This window comes from Phycicoccus sp. DTK01, from assembly GCF_017312765.1.
Taxonomy (GTDB): Bacteria; Actinomycetota; Actinomycetes; order Actinomycetales; family Dermatophilaceae; genus Phycicoccus; species Phycicoccus jejuensis.
In genome coordinates this window covers 262,421-273,384 of the sequence record NZ_BOPU01000003.1, presented here as the reverse complement: position 1 = coordinate 273,384, position 10,964 = coordinate 262,421, and the positions used below count along the sequence as shown (strand labels likewise).

The window sequence follows — 10,964 nt, the reverse complement described above, 5'->3', positions numbered from 1 at the left end:
GAATCCTATAGAGGCTTCCGTGTCCGGTCGTCCATTCGCCGTGCTCGCGGACGATGATGTCGCTCGTGCGCGTCTTCGTCGCGGTCCTGCCGCCCCCCGAGGTCGTCGAGGACCTCGACTCCTTCCTCGAGCCCCGCCGTGACGTCGAGGGCCCCCGATGGGGGTCGCCCGCCCAGTGGCACCTCACGCTCGCGTTCGCCGGCGGCATGCCCGCGCACGTGCTCGAACCGCTCGTCGACGCAGTGGAGTCCGTTGCGGCAGAGCGCTCCACGCTGTCGTTGCGGCTGGCGGGCGGAGGGTGCTTCCCCGACCCGACGCGCGCCCGCGTGCTGTGGACCGGTGTGGAGGACGGCGGTTCGCTCGAGCCCCTGTCGCGCGCCGTGCGCTCCGCGGCCGCGGTGGTCGGTGCTGCACCCGAGGGCGGTCCCTTCGTGCCGCACCTCACCCTGGGGCGCTTCCCGCGGCCGGTCGACCCGACGCGCTGGCTGCGCGTCCTCGACACCTACCGCGGGCCGCAGTGGGTCGCCGACGAGGTCGTCGTCGTCCACTCGCACCTCCCGACCGAGCGCGGCCACCGGCCCCGGCACGAGGTCGTGGCCCGGTGCGCCCTCGGCGCCCAGACCGCCGGCTGACCGCCCGCTTCGCCCCGCCCGCTCCGGTCCTCCTGGCATCTCGGTCGTCCTCCGCGTCTCCTTCCCCACTTCTTGCGAGTTCCGCCGCCGACACGCCGCGCGGACGGCGCGTCGACCGGCGGAACTCGCAAGAAGTCGGTGATGGGGTTCGGCCCGGGGCGGTCCCTACACTGTGGGCCGGCGCCTCGACGGCGCCCGGCCCCCGTAGCTCAGCTGGATAGAGCAAGAGCCTTCTAATCTCGAGGTCGCAGGTTCGAGTCCTGCCGGGGGCGCCGATCCGGATGCGCGGAGCGCATCGGAGCGGGCGACCCCGGCGGGACGACGGGAGCCGGAGGGCTCGCCGCGACGAAGGAGCGGAGAGCCCGACGGCGGATCCTGCCGGAGGCGCCCCTCCCGGGGGCGCCCCAGCGACGGGTCGAGGTATCCGGGCGATGCCTCACCACGGCGGGATACCTCGACCCGATGCGCCCATCATCCGCGTCGAGGTGAAAGGAGACCGGCTGACGGTCGGGTTTCACCTCGACCCGGCACACCCCAGCGCGCGTCGAGGTGAAAGGAGACCGGCTGCTGGTCGGGTTTCACCTCGACCCGGCATCCCCCAGCGCGGTCGAGGTGAAAGGAGACCGGCAGACGGTCGGGTTTCACCTCGACTCGGCACACCCCAGCGCGGTCGAGGTGGAAGGAGACCCTCTGACGGTCGGGTTCCATCTCGACCCGTCCGGCGGGTCAGCCCCCGGCGAGCATCCGCGAGCGCCGCAGCGCCATCTCGGCGAGCGCGGCGGCGACGTCGGGCACGACCGAGTCGTCGAACGCGGCGCGCGGCGAGTGGTTGTCCTCGGCGAGGGTGTGGTCCTCGAGCGCGCACGCCGACACGTTGAGGTACGCGCCCGGCACCTCCTCGAGGACGAACGACATGTCCTCCGAGCCCGCCTCGGGGTTGGCCATCTCGGCCCACCGGTCGGCGCCGAACAGGTCCAGCACCACCGAACGCGCGACGTCGAACTCGGTCTCGTCGTTGACGGTCACGGGGTACCCGTTGGCGATCGTCACCTCGGCCCGCAGCCCGTGCGCGGCCGCGACCCCCTGGGCCAGGCGCGAGAAGACCGCGTGCGCCTTGGCCCGCTGCTGCGCCGAGAACGTCCGCAGCGTCGCCTCGATGCGGGCGTCGTCCGGGATGATGTTGTCCTTCGTCCCGGCAGCGACCTTGCCGACGGTGAGCACCACCGGGTCCCAGATCGAGAACTGCCGGGTCAGCGCGTTCTGGAACGCGAGGACGATCTCGCAGGCCACCGGCACCGGGTCCTTGGCCCGCTCGGGCGCCGACCCGTGCCCGCCGACGCCGCGGACGTCGACGAACAGCTCGTCGGCGGCCGCCATGAGCGGCCCGGGCCGGCCGAACCACGTGCCCCGCGGGTGGTCGGCCGAGTAGACGTGCACCGCGTAGGCGGCGTCGACCCGACGGCCCGCGGCCTCGAGCAGCCCCTCGGCGATCATCGGCTCCGCGCCGCCGGGACCCTCCTCGGCGGGCTGGAACATCAGGACGACGTCGCCGACGAGCTCGTCGCGCAGCTCGTGCAGCACCCGTGCCGCACCCACGAGCCCGGCGACGTGGAGGTCGTGGCCGCAGGCGTGCATCGCCCCGACCCGCTCGGAGCGGTAGTCGACGTCGACCTCCTCGGTGACCGGCAGCGCGTCCATGTCGCCGCGCAGCAGCACGACCGGGCGCTCCCCCGCGTGCGGCGCCCGCCCGCGCAGCACGGCGACGACGGACGACAGCCCCTCCCCCGTCGTCACCTCGAGGTCCAGCCCGGCGAGCTCCTCGAGGACGACCGCCTGCGTGTCGGGCAGGTGCAGCCCGATCTCCGGCATCCGGTGCAGCCGGCGGCGCAGCGCGACGAGGTCGGGTCCGAGGCGGTGGGCGGTGTCGAGGGAGGCGGTCACCCGGCCCACCCTGCCATCACCAGCCGGCCGTGCCGACGAACTCGCCGCGCCGCGCGGTCAGCGCCCCGAGCAGCTCGCGCTCCTGCCCGAGGGCGTGGTCGTCGGCGGCGTCGTGGTGCATCCGGCGCCGCAGCAGCGCGAGCTCGCTCGCGGTGTCCTGGAAGGCCCGCATCGCCGACAGGCCACGCGACCCGGCGTTGGCGCGCGCCCACAGCCGGGCCTCGCGCCGACGCGTCATCGACGAGAGCATCGACACCTCGGACCGGGTCAGCCACCCCGCGTCGGCGTACGGCCGCAGGTACTGCCCGATGAGGCGGCCCTCCCGGCGTCGCGCCCAGACGACGAACGCGACGTAGGCGAGGAAGACCGGCACCTCGACGAGGACGTAGACGGTGACGAGCCCGGCGCCGCCCGAGACCGCCGCGAGGTTCCACAGCCCGTGCGCGACGACCGCCAGGAGGTAGCCCGCGACGGGGGCCAGCAGCCGCATCCCCCACGAGCGGCTCGTCGCGGCGACCCCGATCCCGGCGCCGGTGAGGATCGTGAACATGGGGTGCGCGAAGGGCGACAGCAGGCAGCGCGCGACGAACGTCGCCGTCAGCGCCTCGCGCCCGCCGTCGGTGTACGCCTGGGCGAGGTACTGGATGTTCTCGGTGAAGGCGAACCCCGCGGCCGTCACGCCGGCGTACACCATCCCGTCGGTCACGCCGTCGAACTCGCGCCGCAGGAACCACCACACGAGCAGGACGAACGCCCCCTTGAGCGCCTCCTCGACGAACGGGGCGACGAGCACCGCCGTCGTCGCGAGGGCCGCGTCGGGGTCGGTCGCGCTGCGCAGCACCACGATCGCACTCGTGTTGAACACCGCCGCGACGAGCGTCGCCACCAGCGCTCCCCAGAGGAACGCGGCCACGAGGTAGCGCGTCGGCTCGGACTCGAAGCGGTCCAGCCAGAGGAAGGTCGGGATGACGATGCCGAGCGGCACGACCGCGACGGCGAGGGCCAGCAGCACGGTCTGGACGCCGAACGTCGCTCCGAGGTAGGCGGACACGACGAGGGCGGCGACGAGGAAGCCCACGCCGGCGACGCTCGCCACGACCCAGGACCGCAGCGCCGACCGGGTCGTCGGGTCCTCGCGCCGCGTGACGACCGGCGCCGCCCGCAGGTCCTCGCTCATGCGCCGAACCCTAGCGGGGATGCGGGGTTCGGGGCCCTGACCACGGTCGGGTCGGCCTAGCATGGCCCGCATGTCCGCCACCACCGACCGCACCCACACCGACCGCATCGTGTGGATCGACTGCGAGATGACCGGTCTGTCCCTCGAGGCCGACGCACTCGTCGAGGTGGCGGCGCTCGTCACCGACTTCGACCTCACCGTCCTCGGTGACGGCGTCGACGTCGTCGTGCGCCCGCCGGACGCCGCCCTCGAGCAGATGAACGACTTCGTGCGCGGGATGCACACCACCTCCGGGCTCCTCGACGAGCTCGCCGCGGGCGTCTCCCTCGAGGACGCCGAGGCGATGGTCCTCGACTACGTGCGCCAGTGGGTGCCCGAGCCGGGCCGGGCACCGTTGGGCGGCAACACGGTCGCGACCGACCGCGCCTTCCTCGCCCGCGACATGCCGGCGCTCGAGTCGCACCTGCACTACCGGATCATCGACGTGTCCTCGATCAAGGAGCTCTCGCGACGCTGGTTCCCGCGGGCCTACTTCTCGGCGCCGACCAAGAGCGGCGGCCACCGCGCGCTGGCCGACATCCGCGAGTCCATCGCCGAGCTGCGCTACTACCGGGAGGCGGTCTTCGTCGCCCCGCCCGGTCGCTCGAGCGAGGAGCTGCGCGAGCTCGCGGCCCGGCACGTCGTCGACCACTCCGCCCCGGTGTCGGCCGCGAGCGGGGCGTCCGGCGCCACCGCGTCGGACGCCTGAGGGGCGCCGGTCCCGGGGGTGGTCACGACCACCCCCGCGGACCCGGTACGATAACTGCGCCACGGGCTCACGGGGCCTCTGCGCAGGTCCGGATCCCGTCGTGGTGGGCGTAGCTCAGCTGGTAGAGCATCGCGTTGTGGTCGCGAGGGTCGCGGGTTCAAGTCCCGTCGCTCACCCCACGAAGCCGCAGGTCAGAGCGGCCGAGGGCCCGGTGCCCCCCGAGAGGGGGCACCGGGCCCTCGCTGTGCTGGGCTCGCCCAGCCGGCCTAGCGCAGCCTGCTCGGGCTGTCGGAACCGCGCTCGACGACGTGGCCGCCCAGCCACACCGCGCCGGCGCCCAGCCCGGCGGACAGCATCGCGACGACCACCCAGCCGGCCAGGTACTGGGTCGCGAGGACGTGGGTCCCGGCTGCTGCGAGGCCGACCATCGACGCGAGGGTGGTGGCGAGACCGACGCCGACGGCAGCGACGATGACGTCGGCCTCGCGCCGCCTCTCGAGCGCCACCAGCAGCCCCGCGCCGAGCACCGAGGCGACCACGGTCGCCACGAAGGGGAACACGACGAGGAACCGCTGCAGCACGACGACCCCGACCGTGGCCAGCAGCAGCGCCGCGAGGACGGAGCGCGCACGCACGGCCGTCACTGCCCCTGGGTCTTCGTGAACTTCAGCGTGTCCACGACGTGCTGCACGACCTGCGGGTCGAGCGTCTCGCCCGTGATGGTCACCGCCGCGGTGCTCGGGTACGGGTACTGCCCGGCGACGACCCAGACGCCGTGGCGGGTCGCGCCGTCCTGGGTGAAGGTGAAGTCGCTGCGCACGGCGCTGTCCGCGCCCTCGACCGTCGCGTTCTGGACGGCACCGCCCTCGTAGCCCGTCAGGCCCACGGTCGCCGGGAGGTCGAGCCGGCTGAGCGCCGCCGAGGCCGTCGGGTCCTCGCTGAAGGCGCCGGAGACCTGGATCTCCATCGAGTCACCCACCCAGCGCTTGGTGAACAGGTCCCCCGTCGGCGGCTCCTCGCGCCAGTCCGAGGGGTGTTCGAGCGTCAGGTGGCCGACCTCGGCCGAGCCCCAGCCGGCGTCCGGCCCACCGCAGCCCGCGACCCCGAGCGCTCCGGCCCCCAGGACGGCGAGCACGATCGTGCGTCGCATCAGCATGGATGTCCTCCCTCGTCGCGTCGTCACTCTACGCACGCCTCGTACGGGACCACCGGGCGTGTGCCGTCGGGGCGGGGCGCCCCGAGGTAGGCGGCCTCGGTGGCCGTGGTCTCCGAGCTCTCCATCGAGAAGTCGGCCCCGAAGGCGAGCCCGAACTTGACGTTGAGCGCGAAGCCCTGGACGTCGGTCACCTTGTCGTAGGCGACGGTGCTGCTCGTGGCGTCGGTGTGCATGAGCATCGCGAACGGGTCGGACGGGTCGGCCACCGACGGGTCGACGGCGCCCAGCGAGACGAGACCGGGCCACTCGTAGTTGCCCGAGCCACCGAGCCAGTCCGTGACGACCTGCTGCGTCGCGGCGTCGGAGGGGTCGAGGGCGAGCACGTTCTCGGTGACGACCACGTCACCGTCGGTCGTCCCTCCGCTGATGCTGCCGCCCCCGCTGGTCTTGTCGTCTCCGGAGCCGTTGCTCACCGTGCCGCCGCCCTTGCCGCCGCTGCTGTCGGTGACCTCGCTCGTGGAGACGATCTTCACCTGGGTGATCTTGCCGTCGGCGTTCTTCGTGATGGCGAGGGACATGCCGACCATCGAGCCGTAGCCGCCGGTGGCCAGCCCGATCTGCGCCGTCAGCTTGGGGTTGAGCGTCATCGCGGTGACGTAGGTACGGGTGTCGTCCCGGGCGTCGTCGGGCGTGCCCTTGTTGTCGTTGGTCACGGTCCACTTGGAGTCGGCGCTCAGGGCCCCGGAGACGTTCTGCTCGGTCATCTTCGCCTCGGTCAGCGGCGCCGTCCCCGTCGTCGCGGAGATGCCCAGCTGGGCGTTGACCTCGCCGGTGACGGCGATGCCACCGAAGGTGGTCGACGGCACGGGCGGCGGCTTGACGCCCTTGACCGGGCGCGGCATGCAGACGCCCATGCCGCACACCGGATGGGTCATCGACCACTGGTCGAAGAGGTAGTCGTCGAGCTGCTTGCGGAAGCTGTCGGCCTGCGCCTTGGACTCGAAGTTCCACGTGCTGCCGTAGTCGAACTTCAGGCCGCCCCCGAAGTCGATCTTGGCGCCGGCCTCGAGCTGCCCCCAGGCGGCGTCGGCCCCGAAGCCGCCGGTGGCCCCGATCTCCGAGCCGTTGGTCGCCATCATCGTCACGGTGCCGTCGCTGTACTCGGTGACGACGAAGCCGGCGTTCTCGCCGATCTTGATGAAGCCGATCTTGATGACCGAGCTGTACTTGTCACCGGTCTCGTGGATGCGGCACTTGTCCGGCTCGAAGTCCTCGTCGGTCGGCGTGTCCTCCGGGCCCGCCTCCGTCGAGCCGCCGTCGCAGCCGCCCCCGCCCGCCCCGGTGATGAGGCACCAGGCGCGGCGGATCTCGGGGTTGACCGCGGAGGAGTTGACCGTGAGCGCCAGCGCGGCGATGACGACACCCACGAGCAGGACGATGCCGACGTACTCGGCCGCGGTGGCTCCGCGTTCGCCGCGACACCGCACCGCGCCCCCCGCGTCTCGCTGGTCCATCCGACGGCCCTCCCCGAAGCTGCACTCGTGTCGCACGCCACGCTATGAGGCCGGCACCGTTGCGCCACAGGGTCCGGGGGCCTGCCCGGGCCCAGGCCCGAGGGCCTCAGTCCTCGCGTCCCCGGAGCCCGAGCAGCACCGCACCGCACACGACGACGAACCAGACCACGACGTCCAGGACCGTTCCGAGAGAGGTCGATCCGGTCAGCCACACGCCGAACAGAGGGCCGCCTGCCGCGGCCGTGGCGGTCCACGTGAGGGGGTCGAGGACGACCGCACCGGTCAGCAGCGCGACGGGGACGACCGCCGACCACCACGGGCCGCGTCGGCCGACGACGAGGGCGACGACGGCCAGCCCGACGAGCGTCAGCACGCTCCGACCGACGACCGACGCCACCACGCTCGTCGTCGACGCACCCACCGCCAACCCGAGCACCCCGAGGAGCCCCGCCCCCAGACCGCCGAGCAGGCACAGGCCGGCCCATCTCGTCGTCCGCACGTCGGCACCCCTGTCCCCGTCCGCTGTTCCTGCGGGCCGATCCTGTCACGCGCCCTCGTCGCGGACGTCGACGCCGCCCCGGCGCCGTCGGCGCGAGGTAGTCTCGGGCGCGTGGGAGGAGGACGGAGGGGGGCGCTGGCCGCATGCGTGGCGACTGCCGCCTGCGTAGCCCTCGCGCTCTCCGTCCCCGCGTCCGCCGTCCCGCGCGACGTCCCGGTCGGCACCGGGGTGCCCGTCCTCGGGCAGGTGCTCGTCAGCGGGCTCGGTCAGGGCGAGGAGCGGCCACCCTCGATGGTCGTCACGGTGCACGCCGTGCGCCGGACCGAGGGCGCCACGATCCTCTACTACTCCGTGGGGTTCGCCGGCGAGGCGCCGGACCCGGAGGTCCTGCCGGTCACCGCGTACGGCTCCGGCCTCGACACCTTCGGCACGCTGCAGGCCTCCTCCGGCGCGACGTTCATGGACACCGCCGCCCTCGTCGACGTGCCCGGGAAGCGCTCGTACGGCGCACTGCGCACCGCGGCCGGTCGCGCGGTCGCCGCACCGCCCCCGGTCGCGGGGACCGACCGCGTCCGCCTCTCCGGCCGGGCCGTCATGCAGTGGGTCGCGCTCGCCCCGGTCCCGGCGAAGGTCAGGACGGTCGACGTCCTCGTCGGCAGCGCCTTCGTCCCGGGCATCCCCGTCGGCGACGGGCTCCTGGAGCCGACCGTCGAGGACCCGGCACCGGTGGTGGGGACGGGATGGCCCCGCGTCGACACCGTGGCCATCGGCGGGGCGCGCGCGGACTCCACGATCAAGACCCTCCAGGTACACGTGGCCCGCCGCCCCGTCGCGAGCCCGCCCCCGGAGCCGACCGCCAGCCCCGGCGCGTCTCCCTCCCCGACGGCGAGCCCCGCCCCGTGAGCCGCCGTCCCACGCTGCTTCGCGCAGCCGTCACCGCCTTGGCGGCAGCCCTCGCCCTCGGCGGGTGCACCGCCGACGAGGGGACCCCGGCGCCCGAGCCCAGCCTGACGCTCGCCAAGAGCCCCACCCCCACCGATGTCGGCCCCACCGCCGACTTCCTCGACGTCGAGGAGGACCGCCCCCTCGCGACGACCCCGGCGCGCGACGACTCCTCCTACTCCGGGGCGACCTTCGCCATCCTGGAGGTGCGGAGCACCGAGCGCTCGACGCTCGTCGTGTGGTCAGCCACGCACCCCCGGACGCTCTCGGCCGGGTCGGACTTCGACGTGACGGCGTGGCGCAACTTCCCGGTGCTCTCCACGAAGTCCAGGGCGTACTCGGTGCTGACCTACGAGGCCACGACGGGGCAGGTGGAGTGCGCCTGCGTCGACATGCGGGCGATGCGCGCCGAGCCGAACCCCCAGGGCGCGCTGTACCCGCCGCTGCCCGCGGACACCGCGTCGGTGACGCTCACCTCCCCCTGGTTCCGCGACGTCACCGTGCCGGTCACCCACGGGTAGCCGGGACGCGTCCGGTCCGGAGGCTGGGCCTTCCGTTCTCGGCCCGGGTCAGTAGGGTGGCGACGGATCCATTCGCCATCGAGGGGGAACCGCCGCGATGAAGACCCTTGCCACCGTGCTCGCCACGGCCGCCGCGCTGGCGTGCGCGGTGCCGGCCGTGGCCGCCACCGCGCCGCCGCTGCCGAGCGTGCCCGACGTCCCGGTGCTGGGTCAGGCGTGGATCGGCAACGTCACCGACCAGCGCCTGGCCGTCCTCTCGGTCCACGGCGTGCGCCGGGTCGAGACGGCGACCGTGCTGTACTACTCGCTCGGCCTGCGCAGCGAGGATCGCAGCGGCGCCGACGCGGCGTTCTTCAGCTCCTACGGCAACGGGAACTACTACGCGCTCAACCAGAACGGGTCCAGCGGGCTGCAGTGCACCGCCGCGGCCATCGACGTCTCCGGGGGCCTGGCCTACAGCGCCCTGAAGACCGACGAGGTCGGCCGGTGCATCTCCACCAACAACCTCGAGCTCGAGGCCCCGCGCGACCAGCTCGGCCGCGCGACCGTGGGCTGGGTCCTCCTCGCGCCGGTCCCGCAGGACGTCACCACCGTCGACGTGCTCGTCGGCTCCTCCCTCGTGCAGGGCGTGCCCGTCGAGGACGGCGCGCTCGAACCCACGGTCGCCGAGCCCGCCCCCGCGGTCGGGACCGGCTGGCCGACGGTCGACACCTCGCGGGTGGCCGAGGCCGTCGACCCCGAGGACGCGGTCTTCGACCTGCGCAGCCAGGTGCAGGACGTCAAGAAGAAGGTCACCCAGGCCAAGCGCGACGGGCGGGAGGAGCTCGAGCTCGACGCCTCGGTCCTGTTCGCCACCGACAAGGCGACGCTGACCAAGGCCGCGACCGGCATCATCGCCGAGGCCGCGAAGCAGATCACCGCCGCCGGCAGCACCGGCACGATCACCGTCACCGGCCACACCGACAGCAACGCCGGCGAGGCCTACAACCTCGACCTGTCCAAGCGGCGCGCGGCCGCCGTCGCGAAGGCCCTCGCCCCCCGCATCCCCGAGGGCATCAGGATCACCCCCGTCGGCAAGGGCGAGAGCGAGCCCATCGCCGACAACGGCAGCGCCGAGGGGCGCGCCCTCAACCGCCGCGTGACGATCACCCTGCCCCAGTGAGGAATTCGATGACCCGACGCCCCCTCGCCGCCCTCGCCGGCGCCACGCTGGTCGCCGCCGTCCTCGGCGGGTGCACCGACGACCCGGCACCCACCGACCCCAGCCCCTCGGGCACCGGCACGGCATCCGGCGGCCCGAGCGCCAGCGCCTCGCCGACCCCGCAGGACCGCTCCACGGCCGTCGTCGACGGCGCCGCCCCCCTGGCCGAGATCGCCACCACGAAGGCCAAGGCCTCCTCCTCCTTCGAGGGCGCGACCTTCGGCTTCTACCGGCTCACCCGCTCCGACTCCTCGACCCTGCTCGTGTGGCGCGTCACCGGCGGTGACGGCTCCAGCAGCGCCCGCGACGCCAACATCCGCTTCTGGGAGAAGTACCCCGTGATGGTGACCGGCGGCAAGAAGTACTCCGTGGTCACCTTCGACAAGCAGGACGACGGCTGGTCCGCCCTCTCCGACCCCGCGCTCCGGCTCGGTCAGGGCGTCGAGAGCCCCCCGGTCTCCGCCCTCTACCCACCGCTGCCCGCCGGCACCACCGAGGTCACCCTGACCAGCCCCTGGTTCGACGACGTCACGGTCCCCGTCACCGACGCGGCCACGACCGGCTGAGCCGGCGGCTCCCGGCGCACGACAGCGGCCCCGGCCTCCGTGAGGAGGCCGGGGCCGTGACGCAGGC

12 protein-coding genes and 2 tRNA genes are annotated in these 10,964 nt (G+C 73.6%); 8 read left to right on the top strand and 6 right to left on the bottom strand.

Features of this window, described 5'->3' with window-relative positions:
* The first annotated feature begins 65 nt into the window (after positions 1-65).
* Positions 66-632: an RNA 2',3'-cyclic phosphodiesterase gene (gene thpR / locus J3473_RS08820; RefSeq protein ID WP_207022772.1), complete on the top strand. Its 567-nt coding sequence runs from the start codon at positions 66-68 to the stop codon at positions 630-632.
* A 198-nt stretch (positions 633-830) separates the two neighbouring features.
* A tRNA-Arg gene (locus tag J3473_RS08815) sits at positions 831-904 on the top strand.
* A gap of 454 nt (positions 905-1,358) precedes the next feature.
* On the opposite strand, the gene J3473_RS08810 is transcribed toward J3473_RS08815, so the two are convergent.
* Both J3473_RS08810 and J3473_RS08805 read right to left on the bottom strand, forming a co-directional pair.
* The gene (locus tag J3473_RS08810) at positions 1,359-2,573 is read right to left on the bottom strand and encodes a M20 family metallopeptidase (RefSeq protein ID WP_242525781.1); all 1,215 of its coding nucleotides are present in this window, start codon (positions 2,571-2,573) and stop codon (positions 1,359-1,361) included.
* 16 nt (positions 2,574-2,589) lie between these two features.
* The gene (locus tag J3473_RS08805; RefSeq protein ID WP_207022771.1) at positions 2,590-3,750 is read right to left on the bottom strand and encodes a PrsW family intramembrane metalloprotease; all 1,161 of its coding nucleotides are present in this window, start codon (positions 3,748-3,750) and stop codon (positions 2,590-2,592) included.
* 61 nt (positions 3,751-3,811) lie between these two features.
* Between J3473_RS08805 and orn the strand changes: the two genes are divergently transcribed.
* Entirely contained in the window at positions 3,812-4,498 is a 687-nt protein-coding gene (orn, locus tag J3473_RS08800; protein WP_207022770.1) for an oligoribonuclease, read from the top strand.
* 103 nt (positions 4,499-4,601) lie between these two features.
* A tRNA-His gene (locus J3473_RS08795) sits at positions 4,602-4,677 on the top strand.
* Between the two features lie 87 nt (positions 4,678-4,764).
* On the opposite strand, the gene J3473_RS08790 is transcribed toward J3473_RS08795, so the two are convergent.
* From J3473_RS08790 to J3473_RS08775, 4 genes are all read right to left on the bottom strand, one after another.
* The gene (locus J3473_RS08790; RefSeq protein WP_207022769.1) at positions 4,765-5,142 is read right to left on the bottom strand and encodes a hypothetical protein; all 378 of its coding nucleotides are present in this window, start codon (positions 5,140-5,142) and stop codon (positions 4,765-4,767) included.
* Complete coding sequence (locus tag J3473_RS08785) at positions 5,139-5,654, bottom strand: hypothetical protein (RefSeq protein ID WP_207022768.1); 516 nt, start codon at positions 5,652-5,654, stop codon at positions 5,139-5,141. Before J3473_RS08785 ends, J3473_RS08790 begins: the two co-directional genes overlap by 4 nt.
* A gap of 23 nt (positions 5,655-5,677) precedes the next feature.
* Positions 5,678-7,168 carry a hypothetical protein gene (locus J3473_RS08780; protein WP_207022767.1) on the bottom strand — a complete coding sequence of 497 codons (1,491 nt, stop codon included), beginning with the start codon at positions 7,166-7,168 and terminating at the stop codon, positions 5,678-5,680.
* A 106-nt stretch (positions 7,169-7,274) separates the two neighbouring features.
* The gene (locus J3473_RS08775; RefSeq protein WP_207022766.1) at positions 7,275-7,667 is read right to left on the bottom strand and encodes a hypothetical protein; all 393 of its coding nucleotides are present in this window, start codon (positions 7,665-7,667) and stop codon (positions 7,275-7,277) included.
* A 147-nt stretch (positions 7,668-7,814) separates the two neighbouring features.
* On the opposite strand from J3473_RS08775, the gene J3473_RS08770 reads away from it, so the two are divergent.
* From J3473_RS08770 to J3473_RS08755, 4 genes are all read left to right on the top strand, one after another.
* Positions 7,815-8,570, top strand: a complete 756-nt coding sequence (locus J3473_RS08770) for a hypothetical protein (protein WP_207022765.1) — start codon at positions 7,815-7,817, stop codon at positions 8,568-8,570.
* Positions 8,567-9,130 (top strand): hypothetical protein, encoded by a 564-nt coding sequence (locus J3473_RS08765; protein WP_207022764.1) that lies wholly within the window; start codon positions 8,567-8,569, stop codon positions 9,128-9,130. The genes J3473_RS08770 and J3473_RS08765 overlap by 4 nt, the downstream gene beginning before the upstream one ends.
* A 97-nt stretch (positions 9,131-9,227) precedes the next feature.
* Positions 9,228-10,292 carry an OmpA family protein gene (locus J3473_RS08760; protein WP_207022763.1) on the top strand — a complete coding sequence of 355 codons (1,065 nt, stop codon included), beginning with the start codon at positions 9,228-9,230 and terminating at the stop codon, positions 10,290-10,292.
* An 8-nt stretch (positions 10,293-10,300) separates the two neighbouring features.
* The gene (locus tag J3473_RS08755; protein ID WP_207022762.1) at positions 10,301-10,897 is read left to right on the top strand and encodes a hypothetical protein; all 597 of its coding nucleotides are present in this window, start codon (positions 10,301-10,303) and stop codon (positions 10,895-10,897) included.
* Positions 10,898-10,964 lie beyond the last annotated feature (67 nt).